Annotated in this window: 16 protein-coding genes; 2 read left to right on the top strand and 14 right to left on the bottom strand. The window is 67.0% G+C overall.

Annotated features, from left to right (window positions below; translation table 11 throughout):
* Positions 1 to 500: 500 nt before the first annotated feature.
* The 6 genes from HT579_11530 to HT579_11505 form a co-directional block, all read right to left on the bottom strand.
* Positions 501 to 1,160, bottom strand: coding sequence for a DUF47 family protein (locus tag HT579_11530; protein ID QKS29483.1), 660 nt, complete (start codon positions 1,158 to 1,160; stop codon positions 501 to 503).
* Positions 1,161 to 1,162: 2 nt separating this feature from the next.
* Positions 1,163 to 2,203 carry an inorganic phosphate transporter gene (locus tag HT579_11525; GenBank protein ID QKS29482.1) on the bottom strand — a complete coding sequence of 347 codons (1,041 nt, stop codon included), beginning with the start codon at positions 2,201 to 2,203 and terminating at the stop codon, positions 1,163 to 1,165.
* Positions 2,204 to 2,625: 422 nt separating this feature from the next.
* Complete coding sequence (locus HT579_11520; GenBank protein QKS29481.1) at positions 2,626 to 4,056, bottom strand: sigma-54-dependent Fis family transcriptional regulator; 1,431 nt, start codon at positions 4,054 to 4,056, stop codon at positions 2,626 to 2,628.
* On the bottom strand, positions 4,057 to 6,624 hold the full coding sequence (locus HT579_11515) for a CHASE domain-containing protein (protein QKS29480.1): 2,568 nt from the start codon (positions 6,622 to 6,624) through the stop codon (positions 4,057 to 4,059). It lies immediately after the preceding gene.
* A gap of 505 nt (positions 6,625 to 7,129) precedes the next feature.
* Positions 7,130 to 11,485, bottom strand: a complete 4,356-nt coding sequence (locus HT579_11510; protein ID QKS29479.1) for a PAS domain S-box protein — start codon at positions 11,483 to 11,485, stop codon at positions 7,130 to 7,132.
* Positions 11,486 to 11,493: 8 nt separating this feature from the next.
* Positions 11,494 to 12,639, bottom strand: a complete 1,146-nt coding sequence (locus HT579_11505; GenBank protein ID QKS31615.1) for an ABC transporter substrate-binding protein — start codon at positions 12,637 to 12,639, stop codon at positions 11,494 to 11,496.
* A 232-nt stretch (positions 12,640 to 12,871) separates the two neighbouring features.
* On the opposite strand from HT579_11505, the gene HT579_11500 reads away from it, so the two are divergent.
* Positions 12,872 to 13,807, top strand: coding sequence for a DMT family transporter (locus HT579_11500; GenBank protein ID QKS29478.1), 936 nt, complete (start codon positions 12,872 to 12,874; stop codon positions 13,805 to 13,807).
* On the opposite strand, the gene HT579_11495 is transcribed toward HT579_11500, so the two are convergent.
* Positions 13,768 to 14,814, bottom strand: a complete 1,047-nt coding sequence (locus HT579_11495; GenBank protein ID QKS29477.1) for a hypothetical protein — start codon at positions 14,812 to 14,814, stop codon at positions 13,768 to 13,770. The genes HT579_11500 and HT579_11495 overlap by 40 nt on opposite strands.
* 59 nt (positions 14,815 to 14,873) lie before the next feature.
* Positions 14,874 to 15,236: a DUF2917 domain-containing protein gene (locus HT579_11490; GenBank protein ID QKS29476.1), complete on the bottom strand. Its 363-nt coding sequence runs from the start codon at positions 15,234 to 15,236 to the stop codon at positions 14,874 to 14,876.
* A gap of 292 nt (positions 15,237 to 15,528) precedes the next feature.
* Here HT579_11490 and HT579_11485 point away from each other — a divergent pair, with 292 nt between their 5' ends.
* Complete coding sequence (locus HT579_11485; GenBank protein ID QKS29475.1) at positions 15,529 to 16,947, top strand: PLP-dependent aminotransferase family protein; 1,419 nt, start codon at positions 15,529 to 15,531, stop codon at positions 16,945 to 16,947.
* Between the two features lie 16 nt (positions 16,948 to 16,963).
* Here the strand turns inward: HT579_11485 and HT579_11480 are convergent, their stop codons facing one another.
* From HT579_11480 to HT579_11455, 6 genes are all read right to left on the bottom strand, one after another.
* Complete coding sequence (locus HT579_11480) at positions 16,964 to 17,833, bottom strand: hypothetical protein (GenBank protein QKS31614.1); 870 nt, start codon at positions 17,831 to 17,833, stop codon at positions 16,964 to 16,966.
* A 366-nt stretch (positions 17,834 to 18,199) separates the two neighbouring features.
* On the bottom strand, positions 18,200 to 19,999 hold the full coding sequence (locus tag HT579_11475) for an ATP-binding cassette domain-containing protein (protein ID QKS29474.1): 1,800 nt from the start codon (positions 19,997 to 19,999) through the stop codon (positions 18,200 to 18,202).
* Between the two features lie 14 nt (positions 20,000 to 20,013).
* Positions 20,014 to 20,409 (bottom strand): MAPEG family protein, encoded by a 396-nt coding sequence (locus HT579_11470; protein ID QKS29473.1) that lies wholly within the window; start codon positions 20,407 to 20,409, stop codon positions 20,014 to 20,016.
* A 928-nt stretch (positions 20,410 to 21,337) separates the two neighbouring features.
* A complete protein-coding gene (locus tag HT579_11465; protein ID QKS29472.1) occupies positions 21,338 to 22,048 on the bottom strand; it encodes an RDD family protein in 711 nt (236 codons plus the stop codon).
* Positions 22,045 to 22,824 carry a hypothetical protein gene (locus tag HT579_11460; GenBank protein ID QKS29471.1) on the bottom strand — a complete coding sequence of 260 codons (780 nt, stop codon included), beginning with the start codon at positions 22,822 to 22,824 and terminating at the stop codon, positions 22,045 to 22,047. Before HT579_11460 ends, HT579_11465 begins: the two co-directional genes overlap by 4 nt.
* Positions 22,825 to 22,897: 73 nt before the next feature.
* Positions 22,898 to 24,208 carry a DUF58 domain-containing protein gene (locus tag HT579_11455; GenBank protein QKS29470.1) on the bottom strand — a complete coding sequence of 437 codons (1,311 nt, stop codon included), beginning with the start codon at positions 24,206 to 24,208 and terminating at the stop codon, positions 22,898 to 22,900.
* Between the last annotated feature and the right edge of the window lie 107 nt (positions 24,209 to 24,315).

The raw sequence follows: 24,315 nt of genomic DNA, 5'->3' as shown, positions 1-24,315 counted from the left end.
TTCAAGCTCCTGAGAAATGAACTGGCATTGCAGCCACGGCAGCACGAGGTGCACCCGCTGCTTTCGCTGGGTGGCGCTGCAAGGTCTCGTCAAGCTGATGAAGCACAAGCCGTGCCAGGCAGTACAGCACACACAGAAACGCGAAAAAACAGGCTCTCCGGTGTCGCTCGCAGCCTTCCCGACGAGTTCTACCCGGTGCAACAAAATGAGCGACAGAACTCCCATCTGGACTCGACGGCAGTCGATTTCCGTTGCCAAATCAGATTCTTGGTGAACCGCCTCGGGGGTCGGCGATGACTGCAAAGGTTACACCTCCGGCAGAGCGCCGAGCGGTCATGGCGGGCACGACCGAAGCCGCGCGCACCGGACAGGCGAACGCAGGAGAGGAATGTCCGGAGACGCGGAGCGGAGCCAGGCGGATCACCGCGCCTGGCTGCGTGTGGCGGAGCGCGCACGGTGCTGCCTGCTCCGTGCGCGTCCAGGTGAGGCGTTGGCGGGGATCAGCAGAGCTTGACGACGATGTCGAGCAGCGTGCTGTTGCAGATGTTGAGACGATCTCCGGCGCGCAGCAGCTGATTGTAGATTTCCTTGCGACGGAAGATGTTGCGGAAGTCGTCGTCGTTGAACAGTTCGGCGAGAGCACGACGGTGGGTGCGCGTCAGACTGCGAACCGCCCTGTCGGATTTCTCGGCATCGGCGCGGCCCGCCTTCGGGTCGCTCGCCAGGCGGCCGTAGCCCGCCGCCACGGCCTCGGCGCCATCCTTCAGGCAGACTGCCATCTCCAGGCAATACTTGTCGGCCTTCAGCGCCAGAACGTCCGAGTCCATCTCGACGACGATCGTCTTGCAGCTGTTGATGATCTCGTCGAGGTTGATGATCGCCCGGTGCAGATCCTCGCGGTCGATCGGTGTCGAGAAAGCCTCGTTGAGCAGTGTCAGGTTGCGCACCTTGAGTCGATCCCCCTCGTACTCGGCATCGACGATCCGCTTTGCGACTTCGGAGGTGCCGGAGCCCATGTAGTCCACGAGCAGAGCTGCGCTGTGGCCCACCTGCGCACTCTGTTCGGCGAGCAGCGCAAAGAAGTTGGGTACCTTCGGAAAGACACGGTGCAGGATGCGGCGGGTGAGCGAGGTTGAGGCGGTAGCGGCGGCGTTGGACATGTTCAGGCCTTTAGGAGAAAGAGGTTGACGATGGCGAAAGTCTGGATGGCAACCAGGGCCGAGCCCGGAATCGTGATCAGCCAGGTGATGCCGATATCCTTGGCCTTCTTCCAGCGAACTGCTTTCGGTCGCTCCGACGCACCAATGCCCATGATCGACGTCGAGACGACGTGCGTCGTGGACACCGGTGCCCCGATCACCGATGCGGTGAGGATCACGACCGCCGAGGTCAGTTGCGAGCTCAGCGCGTGAATCGGGCGTACGCGATAGATGGCAAAGCCGAGGGTGCGAACGATCCGCCAGCCACCGGAGAGGATGCCGAGAGTGATCGCGACGGCGCAAGCCAGCATCACCCAGAACGGCACCTCGAAGCTCGGGATGAAGCCGCCCAGCAGCAGCGCCAGGGTCAGCATTCCCATGCTCTTCTGTGCGTCGTTGGCACCGTGCGAGAAGGCGAGCCCGGCGGCGGTGACAAACTGCGCGTAACGCAGACCCTTGTTGGCCGATGGCGTGGCGGTGAACAGAAGGATGTTCAGCAGGCGCAACATCAGGAATCCCGCCCAGAAGCCGATGATCGGCGACAGGACCAGGCTGGCGAGCACCTTCATGATGCCCGTCAGCTGACCATGCATCATCTGCGAGAATCCCCAGACGACGTTGTCGACTCCTGCCGAGACGACAACGGCGCCGATCAGGCCGCCGACGAGTGCGTGCGAGGAAGAGGAAGGGATGCCGAAGTACCACGTACCAAGGTTCCAGACGATGGCGCCGACCAGTCCGCTGATCAGGATGGCCAACGACAGAACGGCCTGCACGTCCCCGAGGGTGACGAACTTGCCGATCGTGTTGGCAACCGCGGTCCCGCCCAGCAGCGGGCCGAGAAACTCGAAGGTACCGACGATGATGACCGCCTGGATCGGCGTCATGGCGCGCGATGCGATGATCGTCGCGACGATGTTCGCCGCATCATGAAAGCCGTTGGTGTAGTCAAAGAAGAGGACGATGGCGACCGTCAAGATCGTCAGGATCAGCAATGTGCTCATGCAGCGGCCCTATGTAATTGTTGTCTTGGATTCCCTCGCACCCGACAGGCGCCGAGTCTCTGCGAAAGCACGATCCATGCCAATCCGGGAAAGGCGCGCGGTTTTCCATTAAACCATATCGTTAGATGATATCCCGGGTATTCCGCGGGCTCGCCCAGGGGGTGTAACGGAATGCACGGCCATTCACTCGCATGGCATCATCCTGGAGGGTTTATCGTTTTCTTCCAGAAAGTTGCGCAACCGTGCAAAAAGATGTTCGCAATGTCGACAGCGCACACCCCCCCGGCGGCAGCCGGACACGCGGACGCCATCGCCGGTTGGCTGCGGATTGGCTGCCGCGGGCGCCGCACCGGCAATGCGAAGCGCTCGCATGCGCCGGTGTCACCTGGGGAAGTCGCCCGTCGGCAGACGCCGACGGGCGTTCAGGACTCGACTCGCGTCGCGCGCCGGGCCAGGCGCCGGTTGAGCGCCGGCCGGGAAAGGCCGAGCAGGGTCGCGGCAACCCCCTGGTTTCCCTTCGCCCGCTTGAGCGCTTCCGCGACCAGTGCCTCCTCGACTTCGTCGAGCGTCGGAAAGCGGCCGGGAATGACGATCGGCATTTCGCTCGCGGCGTCACTCGGCGGATTCTCGGCGCCAGCCTTCTGCTGCTTCTGGATGGCTTGACGGAAGCTGTCCATCGCCAGGATCGGTCCACCGCGATGCAGGGCCATCGCATTGAAGACCATCGCCCGCAGCTCGCGGACATTGCCGGGAAAATGATGGTTCGAAAGCAGCGTGATGAGCTCGTTCGACGGTTCCGGAGCAGGCTTGCGGATCAGTGCCGCCGCCTCGTCGAGGAAGTGCTGCAGCAGCAAGGGGATGTCTTCCTTGCGCTGCCGCAGCGGCGGCACCTCGACCTGATGCACCGAGAGGCGGAAGAAGAGATCCGAGCGAAAGCGGTTCTGGCGCATCATCTGTGCCAGGTTGCAGTTGGTGGCGCAGACCACGCGCGCGTCGCTCGGCCGTGCGACGTCCGAGCCGAGCGGGAAGTACATGTGCTCCTGCAGCAGTCGCAACAACTTCACCTGCGACGCCATCGACAGGTCGCCAATCTCGTCGAGGAACAGCGTCCCGCCGGCAGCCTGGGCGATGAGTCCGGCGCGCGACTGGTCGGCGCCGGTGAAGGCGCCCTTCCGGTGACCGAACAGTGTGTCCGAGAACAGGGTATCGTCGAGACCGGCCACGTTGACCTGTACGAACTGGCCGCCAAGGCCGCTGAGCTTGTGCAGTGCGTGCGCGAACATCTCCTTGCCGGCACCGGTCTCGCCGCAAATCAGCACCGGCTCCGCGGTCCCGGCGACCGCCTCGAGGTACTGGAAGAGCGCCCTCATCTTGCGGCTGTTGGTGACGATGCCGGCGAACGCTTCGTTGTTCTGCAGGCAGTCCGAAAGCAGGTAGCGTTTGAGCACCCCCATCTGCCGACGCAGCGAGTGCACTTCCAGGGCATGCCGCACGCTCGCCACCAGCCGGCTTTCCTCGACCGGCTTGACGAGGTAGTCGAACGCTCCCTCCTTCATGCTGCTGACCGCAGTCTCGACATCCAGCGCGGCAGTCATGACGATCACCGGGACCTCGGGGTAGAGGTGCACGATATCCGGCAGCAGCTTGCTGCCGCTGACATGCGGCATCGAGAGATCGAGCAGTACGGCGCTCGCCGGCTGCACCTCGAGGGCCGGCAGCAATTCGCGGCTGTCGCCCACCATCTCGACCCGGGTCACGCCAGCACTGCGCAGGACGGCGGCGGTGGCGTGCAGGACGGACTCCTCGTCATCGACGAGGAAGACCGGCAGGCTGGCAAACGGTTTCTCCTTCATTCATTCCTCCCTGGCAATCGGCAGATCGACGCTCACCGTCGTCCCGAGGTCGGTGTTCGACTCGAATCGCAGCCCACCCCCATGCTTCTCGACGATCGACGACGAGATCGACAGTCCGAGACCGGTGCCGCCACTCTCCGCCTTGGTGGTGAAGAAAGGCTCGCCGAGCTGCGCCATCACATCCTCGGGAATTCCCTTCCCCTGGTCCGCCACCTCGACGATCAGCCGGCCTTCGGCCGGGTTGGCCGTCGCCGAGACCCGGACCGCACGGCTGCGATCCGGCAGCGACTCGAGCGCATTGACGATGATGTTGATGAACACCTGTTCGAGTTGCTGTACGTTCCCTCGCACCAGCGGCAACGGATCCGGCAGGTCCAGGGTGAAGCAGTCGGTACATTTCCTGATCCGCGTATCGAGGAGAGTCGCGACGGCTTGCAGGATCCTGCCGACGTCCGCCAGTTCGTCCATGTGGCCGCGATCCTGCTTGCCCAGATGCTTGAGATTGTCGACGATCTTCTGGATCCGCTTGGCGTTCTCGGCGATGTCGTTCATGCCGCGGGTGATCGTCTGCCGTGCCTGGGCAAAGCCGAGCCCGGCGAGCAGGAAGTCTCCCTGCTCCTCCTCATACTCGTCGAGAATCGGCAAGGCATCGTTCCAGATGCGTGCCAGCAACCCGGCATTGGCCAGGATCGCATGATTGGGATTGTTGATCTCGTGTGCGATGCCGGCCGACAGCACGCCCAGTGAAGCCAGCCGCGAGCTGCGGATCGCCTGCCACTGCAGCTTGCGGTTTTCGGTGATGTCGCTGATCACCACCATCGCTGCCTTCACCGTCGTCGCCGAGCTGATCGGGACCATCCGGACCTCCCACCACGTATCGCCGCTGGAGCGATACTGCAGGTGCTCGATCCGTCCGCTGGCAAAGACGTGCCGCAGTCGCTGCAGATAGCCAGGACGCACCTCGGGCGGCAGGATCAGCGGCGAGCGCTTCTCACCCGCGGCGCCTGCGGGGTGGGGCCAGGGCCGGTTGCTGAGCAGGATGTTGGCCTCGCCGTCGACGGTGAAGATGAGGTCGGGCGAGTGGTTGAAGAGCGTGCGCAACCTGGCCTCCGAGTCGCGCAGCGCATCCTCGGCCAGCTTGTGCTCGGTGATGTCCTCGAGAAAGCCGACGATGCGGACCAACTCGACACCTGGCTCACACACCGGAAATCCACAGACACGCAGCCAGCGCAATGCATGATCGCCACCCGTGAGCGGCAACACGATGCTGAAATGCCCTCCCTCGCGCCGCAACTGGCTGATCGCGTCGACCAGCCTGGCACGATCGTCGGGAGCGAAGACGTCGAACAGGACTGCCGCGGCGGGATCGTCGAGTCTCGCTTCCGGACCGGCAATCTTCCTGAACGCCGGACCGATGTACTCCAGTCGTGCCGCGTCGGGGCTGATCGCCCAGAAGACGACATCCACCGTCTCCGCAAGCTGGCGGAAGAGTTCCTCGCGCTCGTAGATCGTCTGCGTCAGCTGGATCCGGTTGTCGAGCTCGCGGCGACTGCGCACCAGGTAGAGGCCGAGCAGTGCCGTACACACCAGACCGCCGACCAGGACCGACCAGTGCGCCTTGGTGAAGGCCTCGGCACTGCGGAAGGTATGCGTGGCAACGCAGGTCACCGTCCACTTGCGATCACCAACGGGAATCGTCACCACCATTCGCGGTTGTTCCTCGTCCGCTTCCGGCAGCAGCCCGCTGGCGGCAGCGACCGCGCGCGGCTCCAGCCGGCTGGCATAGAAATGGAGAAACTGTGCTTCGCCCTCGGCCGAAGCGTCACGCACCAGCACCTCGACTCCGCGCGGCTCGAGCAGACTGATCGCGACATGCACCAGTTCCTCGATGTCGTACACACCGATGACGAAGCCCAGCGGATCGGCCGGCTCGGCAGCACGCCGCGGCTGACCCGGCGCATAGACCGGCAGGGCGGCGTAGATGACGTGCGCCACCTTCTCGCCCGGGCGCTCCAGCCGCATGCGGCCGCTCACCGCCACCTGGCCGCTCGCCCGCGCCCGCCGGAAAAGCTCGGCCAGCTCGCCCTTCTCGTTGAGGTCAACCCCTGGCGTCGCTATCGGCGCCTTGCGCGAAGCCGACAACAGAACCGGCAGGCGCAGTTGCTCGATGGGCACGGGCGACGCTGCCGCGCTGTCCGCACCCCGTGCCGACCTCGCACCCGGCGCCGTCGCCGGCAGCGGCTGCCGCGACGAGGTCAGCAGCGGCGCCCAGAGAAGCCCCTCGATGTACGAGTGCCGCTTGAGCACCGAATCAGTGAACAGCAGGAACTCCTTTTCATCGATACCGTGTGCCGCATAGAACAGCCCGCGTATTTCGAGCAGGGCGTCCAGCGCCTGTTCGGCGACCGCCCGCACCGACTGGATGCGGTCTCCGGCCGCCCATTCGAACTCCTTGAAGTGGCTGGCCTGCAGTTCCTGCCGAACGTTCCACGACGAGAGACAGGTCAGGAAAAGCCCACCGGCCGCCACCAGGTAGGCAGCGACATACTTTCTCAGATTGTTGAACATCGCTACCGATCGCAGGGTTCCTCACCTGGGCGTCGCCGACGGAATGCTCGGCAACCCCACCGCTTCACTCCTTCGAGCTTAACAGAAACGAGCACCGGCCCACATTGCCGTCACCCGCCGCCAAGCGCCGCCGCAGCTGCGCTGCGGCAAGGCCGGCCAGCGCAAGAGCCGCTTGACACTTCTCGGCGGGAGCGCCGGAAAGGAGCGAACATTCTTCCGCCGAACCCGCTCGCCAGCCACCGGCGCGGCCGCGCGCGACGCAGCCGCCCTGCTCTCGGGCGCCGTCGCGCCGGCGCCCGAGAGCTGTCACGCAAAACGCGCCGCCAGTGCGCTGCGACGGAAAGCTGGCAGCATCGGCAGCAACGGATCAGGCTGCGACAAGAGCACCGTGCCTATGACGTGAATGCCGCCGACGCTGTGCCGGCGGCGACCAGGCGGGGACAAGGCCGCAACCGGTGGGCGCGGCACCACCGCGCAGCCAGCGCTGCCCGCGCTGCTCACCGTCTCACTCGGCCACCCCCCGCTCAGGGGCTCTGCGTGGCAGATTGAGCGTAAAACTGCTGCCCACGCCGGGCGTGCTTTCCACCTCGATCGTTCCGCCGAGGACGCCGGTGACCAGATTGTAGGCGATGTACAGTCCAAGGCCACTGCCACCCTGGCCGAGCCGTGTCGTGAAGAAGGGTTCGAAGATACGCTTCAGCGTCGCTGACGGCATGCCGACGCCGTCGTCGCGACAGCACAGCAGCACCTGCGTCTCGCCGACGGCAGTCGCCTGCAGCAGGATCCGCCCGCCCGCGATGTCGGCCAGGCCATGGCTGACCGCGTTGCTGACGAGGTTGGCGATCACCTGCTCGAGCGGCCCCGGGTAGCTGTCCAGCAGCAGTCCGGCGGGGATATCGACATCGATCCGGTGCGGGCTGTGCTTGAAGCTCAGGCGCAGCGCGCTCAGCATTTCCTCGACCGTCTGCCGCAGATCGAAGACCCGGCGGCGGGCGCTGCTCTGGTCCACCGCCACCTGCTTGAAGTGACCGATCAGATCGGCGGCGCGGGCGCTGTTGCGCTCCAGGAGCTCGACGGCCTCGCGACCTCGGCCGAGAAAGCGGTCGACCTGCGAGCGGCGCAGGCTGCCCGAGTCGACCGCCGCGGCGAAGCCCCGCAACTCCTCGGCCAGCAGGCTGGCAACGACGCGACTGTTGCCCAGCGGCGTGTTCAGTTCGTGCGCAACGCCGGCCACCAGATTGCCCAGGGCCGCCAGCTTCTCGGTCTGCAGGAGTTGTTCCATCGCCTGGCGCAGCTCGCGCGTCCGTTCGCTGACCAACTCCTCGAGGTGCTCCCGATGACGCTGCAGCTCTTCTTCGGCCCGCTTGCGGTCGGTGATGTCGAAGATCAACGACAGCAGAACATCCTGCTCGCCAAGGCGGATGATCTCCCCCGAATAAAGCGCTTCGCGGATATCGCCGGTCTGTGTGCGAAAACGCGTCGGCAACTCGCGGCAGGCACCCTGCGCACGCAACTGCGCGACCATCTGCTCGCGTGCCCCGGCATCCGCCCAGATTCCCAGTTCCACCGAACTGCTGCCAATCAGCTCCGCTCGCGAGTAGCACAGCATGCGCTGCAGTTGCTCGTTCACGTCGTGGTAGCGGCCCGTGTCGATGGCACTGATCGCCATCGGCGCCGGACTCGAGTGGAACGCTTTGGCGAAACGCTCCTCACTCTCGCGAACTGCCGCCTCGGCCCTCTTCTGCTCGGTGACGTCGGTACCGACACTGAAGACCTCGACCACCTGTCCCCAGTCGTTGAACACGGCCCGGTTCGTCCAGGAAACCCAGACCCGCTCGCCGTTGCGGCGCATGTTCTCGTTGACGTTGTGGGCGAACGCCTCCGGCCGCTGGCAGATGCGCTCCATCATCGGCAGCAGTTCCTCGCCATCAAGCGCGGCCACCGGGACGATCGTGCCGACGACATGGTGCCCGATCAGTTCGTCCTCGGTATAGCCGAAGAACTGCAGCCCGTACTCATTGATGAAGGTGATCTCGCCCGCTGGATTCCAGCGCAGGATGATGCTGTTCGCGTTCTCGACCAGCTCGCGGTATTTCATCTCGCTGGCCAGCAGCGCACGCTCCGATCGCCGGCGCTCGGTGATGTCGTTGGCCAGCACGAGTTCAGCCCGCCGCCCCTCGTAGGACAGGGCGTGCGACACGATCTCGACATCGATCAGTTCGCCATTCTTGCGCCGGTGGCGCCAGAAGCCGGTGTAGTCACCGACCTCCTCGACGGCGACGATGTCCTCGGCAAGCAGCGGCGTCCGCTCGTCGGCACCGAGGTCGAGAATGCTCATGTTGAGGAATTCGGCGCGCGAGTAACCATAGGCCGCGATCGCCGCCTGGTTGACGGTCAGGAAAGCCAGGGTTTCGGTGTCGAACACCCACATCGGGTGCGGATTGCTGTCGAAAAGCAGGCGGTAGCGCGCCTCGCTGTCACGCAGCGCGGCATCGGCCCGATCACGCTCGCCACGTGTGCGCAGCACCGAGATGCCGAACGACAGGTCGCCCGCCAGTTCGCCGAGCAGCGCAACTTCCGCTGCGTCGAATGCGCCGACGACCGCAGCGTAGATGATCAGCGAGCCGAAGTCCTCGCCGCCGGCATGCAACGGCAGCGCACACAGGGCGGCATAGCCACGCTCGCGCGCCTGCTCCCGCCAGGGCGCGAACCGCGGATCGCTCGCCAGGTCCTTGATGACCAGAGCCTCACCATCAGGCCTGAGGTGTCCCGCGGCGCCTGGTCCAGCCTCGCCAGCGGCGCAATTCACAGTTCCTTGCTCGAGATGGCCCACTTCGTGGCCGGCCCAGGCCAGCGGCCGCAGCGGCTGCACTGCGTCGGGCTCCGCACGACCGACCCACGCCATCCGGTAGCCACCGATGTTCACGACGATCGCGCAGAGCGTATCCAACAAGTCCTTCTCGTCGCTGGCGCGAATCAGCGCCTGGTTGCAGTCGCTGATCATCCGCAGTTGTCGGTTCAGCCTGTGCAGTTCTTCCTCGGCACGCTTGCGTTCGCTGATATCGATGACGATTCCCTGGTAATGGCCAATTTCACCGTCTTCGTTGCGTTCGGCCGCCGTCCGGTCATCAACCCAGTGGATCGAACCGTTCCGGGCGACGATGCGGTATTCCTGGCTGAAGTGATCGCAGCCTTGTCGCTCATGTTCCGCCAGTTCCCGGGTGACGCGCTCGACATCGTCGCGATGGATCAGCATTGCGAAAGGTATCGATCCATCGAGCAGATCGGCGGCCGTATAGCCGAACTGCCTGACGTTGTCGGAAACGAAGACGGTCGGCCAACCGGCTTCCGCTCGCCAGCGAAAGACGACCGCCGGGCTGTTCTCGACCACGAGGTTGGCCTGCCGCACGGCCTCGTCCGCCCGGTTGCGCTGCGTGATGTCGCGCGCCGTCCCACGATAGCCGACGAAGCGCCCGGCGTCGTCGAACAGCGGCTGCCCATTGACCGAAAACCAATGCCACGACCCGGATTCGGAGCGCAGTCGGTACTCGAAGTCGCGAAACGGCTGATGTGCCTCAAGGAGAGCCCGATGTTCCTGCCATTCCGACGCCATCAGGCCGCTCGGCAGCTCCCAGCGCGTCCTGCCAAGAGCCTGCCGCAGGTTGATCCCGGTCCGCTCGAGCGCCGACATCGCGGTGCCGAAGGACAGGTAGGTGAAGCGGAACTGCTCGTCCTGCTCCCAGAACCAGTCGGAAGCCAGTTGCGAAAGGTCGCGGAAGCGTGCCTCACTGGCGCGCAACTCCAGCTCGCGCTGGCGGATCGCCTGCGACATGCGATCGAGATCGGCAGCCAGACGGTCGAGCTCCCTGATCTTCAGCAGCGGCCAGGGGCGACCGTAATCGCCGTCGGCAATGGCGTGTGTCTGGTCGGTGTAGCGACCGATGCGCTGCGCGCTGCGGCGGGCAAGCAGCAGGCTGGCGCCGCTGGCCAGCAGCAGCGCCAGCAACACGCCGGCGGCGAGCATCCAGAGGCTGGCCCGGAACGGTCGCAGGGCATCGGTCCGTGGTTGCGCCACGAGCACTGTCCACCCCAGTCTCGGTATGCTGACCAGAGCCGCCATGAATTGTTCGCCGTCGAGTTCGAGATCGTGCCGCTCGAAGCGTCCACGCAGCGCTTCGTCGACGATCGGCAGGTGACCGAGATTGACCTGCTGACCGCCGAGACGGCTCTGTGAATGCGCAATGATCTGGCCGCGACGATCGAGAACCATGGTCAGCATGCCCGTTTCCGTCGGCAGGCCGCCGAGAAACTCCGAGAGGCGGTCGATCGCCACTTCACCGATCAACACGTGGTCACCGACCGGGATCGCCAGGCTGACCGCCAGCCGTGCGCTGACCACCGAGAGGAAGACCTCTGACCAGACCTGTGCCTGCCGGCTGCGTGCCTCGTGCAGGACGCTCCAGCGCGAGAGGTCGACGCCGACCAGATCGTCGCGCTGCACCTGTTGCCGAGGCGGTAGGGCAACGGCCAGCACGGAATCGTCGGCGGCAGCGACGTAAAGCGCCTCGAAAACGGCGCCGGAGCTGCCGTGGGCATCGAGAAGCGCCTGCAACCGCTGTCGCTGCGGCCAGCCGCCCGATCCGACATGAGCTGCCAGGGCGGACATTTCCCGCGCGGCACCGCGCAGGTACTCCTCGACCTGGCCGGCGATGGCGCGGGCAAGAACCTCATGCCGCGCCTCGATCCCGGCGATCACCTGCGGCAGGAGGACCTGCAGCAGCAGCGCGGCAACCAGTAGCAGCGGCAGCACGCCGGCGACGATGAAGCGCCACGCCAGCCATTGCCAGAGAGGTCGCGCCACGCCTGCTCCTAGTCCACGACCGCCAGACGCCCGTCGCGCACCACGGTCATGAACACGCCCAACTGCACGTCGCCGAAATCGTCGAAAACAATCGGCGCCTGCAGACCGTCAAAGCGGCGGACACTCAACAGCGCCTCCTTGACGCTCTGTTCGCCCTGGCGTCGCGCCAGCGCCTCGAGCAGCACATTGGCGGCGTCGAAGGCGAGCGTACCGCCGAAGCCCGGCTCGCGGTGGAAACGTTCGCTGTAGGCTTCGCGAAAAGCCAGGTAGCGCGGCTCCTCGCTGCTGCGGTTGAAGTTCTGGCCAACCATCAGCCCCTCGACAGCCCTGCCGCCAAGTTCCAGCAGGCGCTCGGTGGCGGCCCATTCGGCGGCAAGGATCGGCAGGCCGCTGCCCAGCTTGCGGATCTGCTGGCACAACAGGGCCGTGTCGACCGAATTGGCGACGATCAGGATGCCGTCGGCGCCACTGCTCAACAGCTCCTCGGCGAGCTGCCGCAACGACTTCTCGCCACCCGATTCGAAAGCGATCGTCTTCAGCAACTGCCCGCCACCGCCCTCGAAGGTGGCCCGGAAGCCGCCGAGCCAGGTCTCGCTGTAGGCCCGGTTACCGACGTCGTAGGCCACCGCCATGCGCCGCTGGCCCGGCTTGCGCTGCAGATGGCGACGCGCGACTTCGGCGGCATTGGCATGATTCGACGAACCGACGCGGAAGAAGTAGTCGTCGCGACCGCTGAGGTCTTCGGTCGAGACCGTCGGGCTGATCATCAACAGCTTCGCCTCGTTGGCAATCGGCACCGTCGCCATCGCCATGGCACTGGTCATCGGCCCGACGACCGCGACGACACCCTGATCGATCAGCTCGCGCAGGGCACGTGCCGCCGCCTCGGGATTCTGCTCGTCGTCCCGGACCAGCAGCCGCACCGCCCGCCCGCCGACGCCACCCTCCTGGTTGCGTAGATCCACGGCCAGCTGCACCCCGTCACGACCGGCAATGCCGAGATCGGCCACGCGCCCGGAGCTGCCACCGATGAAGCCGATGCTGATCGGTTCGGGTGGTGGCGCACAACCGGCCAGCAGCAGTGCCAGAACAGCGACAAGCACCGTTGTCCGACGCCCACTTCGCCCCCGATGCATCCACGCGTTCTTCCCCATCGCCCGCACCGTCGCCCCCTTCACCGCGAAAAGGCCCACTTTACCGGTATTTCCCGCCCGCCGGTACCGCCGGCACGCGCGGCACAAGGCTTCGCCGCTGCCGCCTGGCGGCGGCCCGCCCGCCAGCGCCGTCGCCGACGACCGACGGGGCAACCGGAATCGCCCGTATGCAACCCGCGGCAAGCCCGCTTTGGCAGTAGAATCCAGCCTCCGTTCGCGCCCGGACACGTCGATGCAATCGCTCTGGATGGTCGTCGCCAGCCTCCTCTTCGCCTGCATGGGGGTCTGCGTCAAACTGGCAGCGGCGAGCCACTCGGCAGAGGAGATCGTCTTCTACCGCAGCATCCTGTCGCTGCTCGTCATGTTCGTGCTGGTCCGCCTGCGCCGGGTGCCACTGCGGACGCCCCACTGGCGCTGGCAGATCAGCCGCGGAGCGGTCGGCTTCGCGGCCCTGATCGCCTACTTCTGGGCGATCACCTTGCTGCCGCTGGCCACTGCCGTCACCCTGAACTACAGCTCTGCGATCTTCCTGGCGCTTTATCTGGCAGTCGCCGGGCAGCGACCGACTGGCGGCGCCTTCGGCGCACTGGCGCTCGGCCTCGCCGGTGTCAGCCTGCTGTTGCGGCCGAGCTGGAGTGCCGACCAGATGCTCGGCGGTCTCCTCGGCCTGGCTTCCGGGGTGCTGGCAGGGCTGGCCTATTTCAGCGTTCGTGAACTGGGTCACCGGGGCGAGCCCGAGACCCGGACCGTCTTCTACTTCTCGCTCGTGTCGTCGGTTGGCGCCACCTGCTGGCTGGTTTGGTCAGAGCTGCATCCGGTCGACCTGCGCAGCGGCAGCCTGCTGTTCGGAGTGGCTGCCTTCGCCACCGCCGCTCAACTGGCCATGACGCGCGCCTATGCCGCCAGCCGCACCCTGCTGACGGCGGCTCTGGCCTACAGTACGGTCATTTTCGCCAGTTTCTTCGGCATCGTCCTCTGGCATGAAACCCTCGACCGCTGGTCCTGGATGGCGATCGGGCTGATCGTCCTGTCGGGCGTCGCCACGACCCACTTCTCGCCGCCGGCTCCGCGGCGGCAAACGGTGCCCCAGGCCGCGCCAGCGGCGGCACGCGACCCACAACCATCCGCTCAGCGCATCGGGAAGGCGCGCGCCAGCAAGCTCTCGTAGATCGTCTGTGCCGCTTCGCAGCAACGCCCGTTGCCGGTCGCCAGCAGGTCGGCGTAGACCAGTGCCGGTGCCACCGTCTGCGGTGCCGCGGCCACGGTTGCGCCCCAGAACGGCTTGCGCAGTTCCAGCAGTCCCTGGTAGGCGGCCGGACCAGCCGGGGCAAGATGCCCGTCCCCAACGAGTCGCGCCGGCAGCCTGTCGCCGTAAATGGTCAGGACCCCCGGCTGCAGATCGCACCCGAGCAGCTTCGCCGCCGGCTCTCCTCCCCAGCGCACATGTGCCGGATGCAGATGCCAGTCGGGCCAGCCGGCAAAGTTCCCGGCCACGTAACGGCCGCTCAGGGTCCGCCCACGCAGACCGACGGCGTAGGCCTGCGCCCATTCGTCGAGCAGGCGCTTGCTTGCGTTCAGACGCCGCTGTCTATTCTGCACCAGCAGCGACTCATCGCGCTGCAGCTCGGCAACCACCGCTGGCAACGACCCGAGCGCGACGTTGGCCGCCGCGGCGATCGTCCGGTACGGTGCGGCCGCCAGTTGCGGGTCGCAGATCAGCGCGAAGAGCACCTTCAGCCGGCTGTTGCTGAAACCCCGGCTCGCGCGCAGTGCGATCTGCTTCGCATCCGGCTTGCGGCCCTTCACCAGGACCAAGAAGGCGGCTGTCTCCAGGTAGGCGTTGCCGGCTGCATCGGCAAACTGCTGCTGGCTCTCCTGCAGGCGATCGGCCAGGGGCAGGCTGACATGGTCGGTGATCAGCAACGCCGGTGGCTGGCCCGCATCGACCGGTTGCCGCAGTTGCGCCAGCACGGCGCCCAGGCTACCCTGCGTCAGCCGCCTCTTGACGACGGCCGAGTAGGTGCTGCTGCCCCGCCCTCGGGCAACACGCACCCAGGTTCCAGCCTTCTCTTCCGGCCGCGCCGGGACATCAGCCTTTACTGACACCGCCAGACTGTGCGCGCGCAACGCCTGCACTGTCCGTTCGAGAACGACGCCTGCTTCTGCCGTCTTCATCGCGCCTCGCCACATGCTGAATGAACAGGCGCAGATTATGAACGACAATCCGCCGGCGCTCAAGCTCCACCGGCGTTGACTGATCGCCCGCGCCACCCCAGCAGCGGACGCCAGTCGAGCGCCAGCAGCGTGAGCGAGCGGTGGCGCCAGCGGCCAGGGACGTGCCACCACAGAGTCGGCCAGCGACGCGCCGGCGGCTCAAGCCGGACGCGTGCCGTGCCGATGGCCTCGAGCAGGGCCAGGCCGTTGCTGCGCACCCGGTGGCTCTCGCCCGCCGTGAGGAGGATGTCGCCCGCTTCGCCAGCGACCGTCAACCAGGCGACACCGGCGGTACAGGTGACGCGAACGCCGCGCGCCGAGCGCAGCCGCAGTGGCCTGTTGTCAGAGAGGCAGAGCTGACTGTTGCACGGATCGAGGTTCATGGCATGTCTCCTTGTCTTGCGTTGAAGGTCGTGTCGCCAACCGGGATGACCGGCTGCTCCGCGCGCCTGCGGACAATCCCGTACGCCGGTGCGCGGCGGGCCGTCGACGGCAGGCAGCTCGCGATGACATCGGCCGCCCTGGCGGGGTGCCTTGATGACGATCGGACAGCAGCAGTGTATGGCGATCGCCAGACGTGGTACAGTCACAAACTGGATGAATTGTTAGCAACACAGTTGGCTTATTTTTTGACTGTGCCTGTCGTCATCGCGGACAACTGTACTGGAGAGATGAATGGAGACCGAACCGCTGCGCTACGAGAGACTGGCCGAGGATCTGCGCGGCATCATCGCCGCCGGCAACCTGCAGCCCGGCGAGCGGCTGCCGTCGGTACGACGCCTTTCGCGCGAGCGCCGCCTGTCGGTATCGACCGTGCTGCAGGCGTTGCACCAGCTCGAGGATCGCGGACTCGTCGAGGCGCGGCCGCAGTCGGGCTACTTCGTCCGCCATCCCGGTGTCCGGCGCGCGCAGCCCGACAGCCGGTCGACGCCGGAGACGCCGGTGGTGGTCGATGTCAGCCAGCGCCTGATGCGCGTCCTGCAGGCCGGAGTGGCGCCGGGCATGGCGCCGTTGGCAGCGGCCCTGCCGGCTCCCGGCCTGCTGCCGCTGCCCTCGCTGCAGCGGCTCTACGCCGGCGTCGTCCGGCGCCATCCACGTCTCCTCGCCGGCGGCAGCCACATCAACATGGACGAACCGGCTCTCGTGCGCCAGTTGCTGCTGCGCTCGGTCAGTTGGGCCGGCCCACTGGCTGCCGGCGAGTTCATCATCACCAATTCCTGCACCGAAGCGCTCGCGTTGTGCCTGCGGGCGGTGACCCGTCCCGGTGACACGGTGGCCGTCGAATCGCCGGGCTACTATCTGATGCTGCAGCTGCTCGAAACGCTCGGTCTCAAGGCGCTCGAGATACCGACCGACCCCGGCCGCGGGCTGTCGATCGAGGCCCTCGAGCTGGCGACACGCGATGGCCGGGTCGCCGCCTGCCTGCTGGTTCCAAATGCCAGCAATCCACTCGGCAGCATCATGCCCGACGAGAACAAGCGACGGCTGGCCAGACTGGCCGCAGAACGCGGCCTCGCGGTGATCGAGGACGACATCTACGGCGACCTCCATTTCGCCAACGAACGCCCGCGGCCGATCAAGGCCTTCGACGAGAGCGGCCAGGTGATGCTCTGTTCGTCCTTCTCGAAGTGTCTCTCGCCGGCGCTGCGGATCGGCTTCGTCGCCGGCGGGCGTTACCGGTCGCAGATCGCCCTGCAGAAGACGATCGGCAGCGGCGCCACGAATCCGGTCACGCAACTGGTGCTCGCCGAGTATCTCGCTTCAGGTGCCTGCGAGCGTCACCTGCGCACCCTGCGGCGCGCCTACCAGCGGCAGGTCGATGCCATGCGCGCGGCAGTGGGCAAGTATTTCCCGGCAGAGACCCGGATCACCGAGCCGCAAGGGGGCTTCGTGCTGTGGGTCGAACTGCCGGCGGAAATCGATGCCAGTGCACGCTTCGAGCGGGCGATCGCCGCCGGCGTCGCCTACGTACCGGGCGAACTCTTTTCCGCCAGCGGCATGTACCGCAACTGCCTGCGCCTGAACTGCGGCAACCCGCACACAGCGGAGATCGACGACGCCGTCCGCCGTCTCGGCGAACTGCTGAGCCGCTGACCACGGCACGCCGGCTTCAGTGCGCCTGTGCCGCCCGACGTTCGACGAGCAGCACGCGCCCACGGCCCTGTTCGGCGACCAGAAGACGCCCCGGCGCCAAGGCCAGAACGGTCTGTGCCGAGCGCAGACCGCGCAGAATGACGTGCAACCGACCGGAGCGGTCGAGCAGCAACAAGCGCGCCCGATGCGTCGCGTCCTCGCTGATCCACAGCCCTTCTTCATCGCACATCAGGAAGCCCGGCGCGTTCAGCTCGTCAAGCAGTACCGGATCGCTGCCGTCAGCCAGCCAGCGCCGGACGCTGCCGGCTCCCCTGCCCTTTCCCTTCAGCGTATAGAAGAGGTCGCCATTGCCACAGATCGCCACCCCCTCGGCCTCGGCCAGACCGCTGCGCATGACGCTGAGCTGCTTGCTGAGCGGATCAAAGCGCAGCAGTCGCCCATCCTCCGCCAGGTCCTCGATGGCATAGAGGGCCTGGCCGTCGCTCGCAAGCCCTTCAACACGCTGGCCGACGAACAGGTCTGTGCTCCGCCCCTCATGGAACCAGATGACCGGCAGGTCGCCGCCCTCTTGGCTGACCACGAGGCCACCGCGAAACGAGAGCAACCCATCGGGTTTTGAGAGCCCCCCGCGCACTTCTGCGACTTTGCCCTCCGGGCTCCGCCGGAACAGCGACCCACGGCCGTTGTCGAGTTCCTTCGTCCACAAAAGCGACCCATCGCGATCGATGGCCAGGGCACTGACCTGCGGCAGTTCATCAAGGTGGACCCGATACGCCCAGCCGTCGGCCGCCATCACCGGATGGAAACGTTGCCAGGCGAGGAACGACAGTCCCCCCGCCAGCGCGGCGGCACCGGTTGCCAGCAGCAAGCGTCGCCAGGCAGCCATCGATACGGGCAGCAATCCGTTGCCGGTCAAGAACATTCTCCTCGAAAAGCAGGAACCCCGGGGAAAGCCGAGCTTCTCCCGCCTGCGACGGCCGCATCCTGAACCCGACTCCTGAAGGCGGGCTTAAGTGTCCATGGCGCCGACGATCGTCCGGCACCATCGCTCCACCTGCAAGTCCTTGGCTGCGGCCCGGGCGACACGCCAGCGATGCAGCCTGCCGGCGCAGTGGCGGTGGAGCATGCGGCTGAATGGCTGCCCTGCCTTGCTGCCCGAAGCCGTGCTCGCCGCTCACCGGCCCGCGGCCGCATCCTGGACTCCGGCCCACCCTGCATCCCGGCCCGCCGGCAAACACTGCTGCAGCTCCGCTCAGGCAGCAAACTGCAGCGCCGCCAGCCTCGCGTACAGACCACCGCTCGCCACCAGCAGTGCGTGCGTTCCGTCCTCGACCACCCGGCCATGATCGACAACGATGATGCGCTCGGCGCGCTGCACCGTCGCCAGGCGGTGGGCGACGATGATCGTCGTGCGGCCGGCCATTGCGACCTCGAGGGCCGCCTGCACGGCGCGCTCGCTTTCCGCGTCGAGGCTGCTGGTCGCTTCGTCGAGCAACAGCAACGGCGCGTTCTTCAACATCGCCCGCGCGATCGCGATGCGCTGCCGCTGCCCGCCCGAGAGGCGCAGGCCGCGTTCACCGACGACGGTGTCGTAGCCCTCGGGCAGACGCCGGACGAAGTCGTCGACGAAGGCGGCGCTGGCGGCCGCCCGGATCTCGTCGGGCGCAGCGCCCGCTCTGCCATAGGCAATGTTGTCGGCAATGCTGCCGGAGAAGATCACCGCCTCCTGCGGCACGACCGCGATCCGCCGCCGAAGCTCGGCGAGTGACAGTCGCCGCAGGTCCACGCCGTCGACCAGAATGGCGCCGCCAGCGACGTCGTAGAAACGCTGCACGAGCTGCAAGATTGTCGTCTTGCCGGCTCCCGACGGCCCGACCAGCGCCACCGTCTGCCCGGTCGGGATGCTGAGCTCGAGCCCGTTCAGAACCTGTGCCGTCGGCCGCGACGGATAGGCGAACTGCACCTGGCTGAAGCGCAGCGGCAGGCCCCCGGCTGGCTCCGCCAGGCTGACCGACTGCGCCGGCTCGGCGATCGGGGAATGCGCGGCGAGCAGTTCCATCAGGCGCTCGGTGGCGCCGGCAGCGCGCAGCAGATCGCCCCAGACCTCGGCCAGCACGGCAACGCTGCCGGCAACGACCATCACGTAGAGCGCCGTCTGGCTCAACTGGCCGGCACTCATTTCGCCCGCCAGCACCGCCCGGACGCCACCGTACATCCCGTAGAGCAGCGAGGCGAAGACGCCGATGATGACAAATCCGGTCAATGCCGAGCGCGTGCCGGTCCGCCGCATCGACGCGACAAAGGCCTCTTCGTTGGCGCGGCCGAAGCGCTCGGCTTCGGCCGTCTCGCGACCGTAGCTCTGCACAACCGGGACCGCGTTCAGCACCTCGCCGGCGATGCCGCCGGTGTCGGCCAGCCGATCCTGGCTGGCGCGCGAGAGCTTGCGCACGCGCCGCGCGATCAGCACCGCCGGCAAGACGACGAGGACGATGATGCCGGCTACCGACAGCATCAGCCGCGGCGTCGTCGTCAGCAGCATCGTCAGGCCGCCGAGCAGCAGTACGAGGTTGCGCAGCCCCATGCTGACGCTGGAGCCAACCGCATGGTGAATGACCGTCGTATCCGCACTCAGGCGCGAGAGGACTTCGCCGGTCTTCAGCGTCTCGAAGAATTGCGGACTCTGTCGCAGCACGTGCGCATAGACCGCCTGGCGCAGGTCGGTGGTGACGCGCTCGCCGATCCAGCTCACCATGTAATAGCGGGCAGCGGTTGCCAGCCCGAGGAGCAGCGAGACGGCGAAGAGGAGCAGAAAATGCTCGCGAATCGTTGCCAGTTGCTCCTCCGGCGCGCCCCCGGGCGGCCTCGCCAGGGCACCGTCGACCAGCAGCTTGACGGCGTAAGGAAGCGCCAGCGTCGCCCCGGCAGCCAGCAGCAGGAACAACAGGGCCAACCCGACCCGCCCGCGGTAGCGGGCGACATGGGGCAACAGGTCGCGCAGCGGCTGCAAGCGGCGGGTCACTGCCTGCGACCCGCCGACCTCACCGGCAAGCACCGCCGCGCCCCGGCTCAGACGAGCATTCCGCGCAGGACGCCGTAGGCACCGCCGATGCCCAGGGCGCCGAAACAGAGCATCGAGACCAGGAAACCAGCGCCGCGCGTCGTCGGCTGGCGCGCGTAGGCGATCGCGTACCAGACCCGCGCCGCCAGCCAGACTCCGCCGAGCACCGTCGCCCAGGGACTCGAGACGCTGCTGGCAAACACCCACAGCACCGGCAGGAAGGCAAGGCTGTTCTCGACGGTGTTGGCCTGGATGCGGTAGGCGATCTCGAACTGCGGGTGGCCGCTGGTTGCCGGCGCCTTGATGCCGAAGCGGATGCGACAGCGACCGACGTAGGCGGCGCAGGCAAAGAGCAGAAAGGAGGTGGCGAGGGTCACCAAGGTTGGGCCGGGGTAGTCGTTCATGGCAGCGATCCGCGCAGGGAGTGAGTGCGCACAGACAACGAAACGGCCGGGAAATTCAGCCCGCCAACCTGCCGAGCGGGGAGCTGCCTCTGCGGGCGAAGCGTTCCCGCCTCGCCGTCGACGCCACCGAGCGGCGGACCGGCAGCGGCAGGCCTTCCCCGCCAGCAGCGGTCTGCGCGTCGCCCCGGCTCGGCCTGCCGGACGTCTACCCACTGCCGGGCAGACCGAAGACAATGGAGGACAAAGTGCGTTCGTCCGCTCGGGAAACCGGATCGCAAGCAACAGCTTGTCATGGACCATCGTGCGCGCGAGCCGCGGGCTTCGGATGCCCGGAAGCGCGCAGGCGGCGGCGCAGCCGTCCTGGCGCCAGGACCGCCCTGACCTGCTGCAGCGAGCCCCGCCGCCCGGCGGCATTCGAGCAGCGCTGGCATGGCGCCGCGTCGCCGACCAGCACCGGTAGAGGACCCTTGCCGTGAGCAGCACCGCGTTATCCACCGTCGGCCGGTTTCCGGTTCGTCGCAAGCGACCGAACCGGCCGGCCGTGGATAACGCTCCTCGCCTTTTGGCGTCCACTAAACGGATACCGGTCCAACTCCAGTCACCGGCATTGCCGGACGAAGCCCGGGTCACGACGAAGCCACCGTTGTAGGTCGCCACGCTCGGCTGGTACTGGGTCGAGGAGACGGCCGTGTTGATCCGCGACTCGCCACCGAGGGCGACGCCGCTGGCGCTGTAGCGCCGGGCGTAGATGCCCCAGCCGCTGCCATCCGCGCCACCATCGTCGGCCCAGACGATGACGAAGCTGCCATCGGACAGCGCGGCGAAACGCGCATCGGTCTGATTGTTGCCGCTGGTGATATTGACCCGGAACTCGGGGCCGATCCGGGCGCGGCGCCAGTGGGCCTGGGCAGTGAAAGTGAAGGGAAACTCAGGCCGTCGGTCTGCCGAGCAGGAAGTTGCCGATGCGCCGCAGTCGAAGCTCTGCCGCCGAGCCGTCGACGCCGCCGAGCAGCGGGCCGGCGGCGGCAGCCAGTTCGACTACCCGCTCCGGCGTCAGCAGGGGCGCCCGCTGGCTGAACTCGATCAGCACGAGTTGCTCCTCGCGGCTGAGGGCGAACAGTGGCGGCTCGCTGCCTACATCGACGCTGCTGACCACCGCCGGCCGGCGGCCACTCTCGACGTACACCACCAGCGTCCCGGCGGCGAGATCGCCGAGCCGTTTGCCGTCGGCGTTGAGGAGGCTGCAGACGAAACCCGTGGCATAGAGCAGCGGCAGGAAGTCGACGGCGCGCAGTGTGTTGCGGATGAACGCGGCGTTGCTGCCGACCGGCCGCCCGTCGTCGTGCACCACCGCCAACCCGCACGCCCTCTTTCCCGGTGTCTGCCCGCGGAACCAGACCTCGAAGACGACCGGATAGAACCATTCGAGCACGAAGGCTCCGAGCAGAAGCAGACCGGCCCCGAAATCGCCGAGCCTCACCGCGAGGATGACGAGCAACAACCAGACGGCGAAACGGATGAGGAAATCGATCAGCCAGGCGCGCGCGCGCACCACCGGACCGGCGAGCCGCAGGTCGATGACGCAACCCTCGGGGGTCGCCAACCGGCGAACGGTATCCAGACGCACCGCCGCCGTCATTCGTCGAAGAAGATGTCGCGATAGGCAGCGTACAACGAAGCGTACAGCACCGGCAGCAGCAGCAGCCAGCCGAGCAACAGCGGCAGGCTGGCGCATACCGCCAGCAGCAGGACGAGCACGCCGTAGACCATGAACGGCGGGAAGTTGCGCAAGGCGACACGCAGACTGGTCCAGATCGCCTGGCTGGCCGAGAAATCGTGCAGCATGACGAGCGGCGGCGCCAGCCAGACGGCCATCGCCAGTGGCGTGAACACCAGGATCATCACCCCGACCGAAAGCAGGAAGGTCCACACCGCCGCCTCCTCGTCCGCACCGGCCGCCGTTCCCAGCGCCACCGCACCGGTCAGGGCGGCGAACACGCCAATGATGATGGCCATGGCCAGCAGGCCGAGGAGATAGAGCAGGCCAACCATCAGCAGCGTGCCCGGACGACGCGAGAAGCCGGCAAAGAGGTGCGAGAAGCGGATACCGTCGCCGTCCTCGATGGCGCGGCAGCCGATGCTGAGCCCGCCGATGAACACCGGTGCCAACAGGTTCACGGCGACGTTCAGCAGCGGGATGCTGCCGAGGATGAGCAACACGGCCATGCAGGCGAGCGCGATGCCGATCCAGGTGCCCGGGGCCGTGCGAAAGATCGCCCAGCCGCGCTGCAGCCAACGGTAGCCGTGGCTGAGCGGCACCAGGCGTCCCTCGGCCCGGAAGTCGTCGGCGGCCAGGTCGCCATGGTCCTGCAGCCGCGCCACCGGCGCCTGAAACGGATTGTCCTGCATGCTCATAGCGCCCCCCGCGCCGCCCCCATCGTCACCATCGTCACCGGGGCGCTGCCGCGCCGCCGCCCGCAGGCGCGTACTATAGCGTGCCCGCGCGCTTTCTGGCCCGGTAATGGTTGATCAGGGCAACCGGCAACTCGCCGGCACTCACGTCCAGGATCTCGACGCCGCCGTGACGCAGCAGGGCCAGCTGCCGCTGGCGTGCCTGCAGGTACTCGAGACCGGCAGCACGCATCAGCGCGGCGGCGAAGTCCTCGACCGGCGCCTCGAGGACTTCGTCGAGAACCGGTTCACGCAGGCTGGCGACGCTCACCGCGTGCCGGCGGCGCAACTGCCGTACTGCCGGCAGCAGCGTATCGTCGTCCTCGTCGCGCAGGTTGGTGACCAGAATCACCAGCGCCCGCTTGCGCAGATGATGGCTCAGCGTCTCGCTGGCAGCGAGATAGTCCGGTACCTGCAGCGACGGTTCCAGATCGTACACCGCGTTCATCAGCGTGTTGACCGTCGCCACCGTCTTGCCCGGCAGCAGAACGCGCGGCCGCGCATGACCGAACGTGGAGAGGCCGACTGCATCCCCCTGGCGCAGAGCCACCCAGGCGAGCAGAAGGAGTGCGTTGAGAGTATGGTCGAAGTGCGACAGATCGCCGTCGCGGGCGCGCATGCGGCCGCTGCAGTCGAGCAGGAAGACGATCTGCTGGTCACGCTCGTCGGCGTACTCACGCGAGATCAGGCGGCCAACGCGCGAACTCGCCTTCCAGTCGATCTGCCGCGGCGAATCGTCCTGGCGGTAGTCGCGCAACTGCTGGAACTCCAGCCCCTGACCGCGCCGCCGCCGCTGCAGGATGCCGATCTGCGACAGCCGGTTGTCGGTTGCCAGCAGTGTGTAGTGGGCAATGCGCGCGAAATTCGGGTACACCCGCACCTCATCGCGAACAGCCAGCCGCTCCTGCAGCTGCCACAGGCGCAGTGGCGACGAGCGCCGCAGCGTGATGCCGTCGAAACACTGTCGGCCGCGCTCGCTGACCGCCACGCGGTAGCTCAGGGACAGCCAGCGTCCGCGCGCGACCGCGAAACGCAAGGGCAAGCCGTCGCTGGCAAACGCCGCCGGGTGGCCGTCACTCAGCCAGCCGTCGGCATCGCCGCCATCACAGCGCAGACGCAGCGCGACGGTCTGCCACGTACCCACCGGCATCGCGTGTGCCAGTTGCCGCCGTACGCTGACATCGCCACGCCTGCTGCGGGCAGCCAGTGCATCGGCCGCCGCCAGCGCAGCCAGAGCGACGCCGGCGACCTGCCACAGCAGCAGCCACGCGGGCACGACGACAGCGGCCACCGCCAGCAACAGCCAGCAGCCGGCGGCAAGCATCAGCGGACGGTCGGGCAGCAGCATGCGGCATTTCACTCCGTCAGGGAGATCAGTCTCGTGAACACCAATCAGCGAAGCGCACAGCAGGGTCCGCCGTCGTCTGCAAGCCCATCTGTCACTCCTTCGTCGAC

Source organism: Candidatus Accumulibacter similis (assembly GCA_013347225.1).
Taxonomy (GTDB): domain Bacteria; phylum Pseudomonadota; class Gammaproteobacteria; order Burkholderiales; family Rhodocyclaceae; genus Accumulibacter; species Accumulibacter similis.
Note: the sequence above shows the minus strand (reverse complement) of the source record. Positions and strands in the feature narration are given on the sequence as shown.

Coding starts and splice junctions, on each gene's coding strand:
- HT579_11530 (QKS29483.1), bottom strand. CDS start 1,160: ATGTCCAACGCCGCCGCTACCGCCTCAACCTCGCTCACCCGCCGCATC.
- HT579_11525 (QKS29482.1), bottom strand. CDS start 2,203: ATGAGCACATTGCTGATCCTGACGATCTTGACGGTCGCCATCGTCCTC.
- HT579_11520 (QKS29481.1), bottom strand. CDS start 4,056: ATGAAGGAGAAACCGTTTGCCAGCCTGCCGGTCTTCCTCGTCGATGAC.
- HT579_11515 (QKS29480.1), bottom strand. CDS start 6,624: ATGTTCAACAATCTGAGAAAGTATGTCGCTGCCTACCTGGTGGCGGCC.
- HT579_11505 (QKS31615.1), bottom strand. CDS start 12,639: ATGGGGAAGAACGCGTGGATGCATCGGGGGCGAAGTGGGCGTCGGACA.
- HT579_11500 (QKS29478.1), top strand. CDS start 12,872: ATGCAATCGCTCTGGATGGTCGTCGCCAGCCTCCTCTTCGCCTGCATG.
- HT579_11495 (QKS29477.1), bottom strand. CDS start 14,814: ATGAAGACGGCAGAAGCAGGCGTCGTTCTCGAACGGACAGTGCAGGCG.
- HT579_11490 (QKS29476.1), bottom strand. CDS start 15,236: ATGAACCTCGATCCGTGCAACAGTCAGCTCTGCCTCTCTGACAACAGG.
- HT579_11485 (QKS29475.1), top strand. CDS start 15,529: ATGGAGACCGAACCGCTGCGCTACGAGAGACTGGCCGAGGATCTGCGC.
- HT579_11480 (QKS31614.1), bottom strand. CDS start 17,833: ATGGCTGCCTGGCGACGCTTGCTGCTGGCAACCGGTGCCGCCGCGCTG.
- HT579_11470 (QKS29473.1), bottom strand. CDS start 20,409: ATGAACGACTACCCCGGCCCAACCTTGGTGACCCTCGCCACCTCCTTT.
- HT579_11465 (QKS29472.1), bottom strand. CDS start 22,048: ATGACGGCGGCGGTGCGTCTGGATACCGTTCGCCGGTTGGCGACCCCC.
- HT579_11460 (QKS29471.1), bottom strand. CDS start 22,824: ATGAGCATGCAGGACAATCCGTTTCAGGCGCCGGTGGCGCGGCTGCAG.
- HT579_11455 (QKS29470.1), bottom strand. CDS start 24,208: ATGCTGCTGCCCGACCGTCCGCTGATGCTTGCCGCCGGCTGCTGGCTG.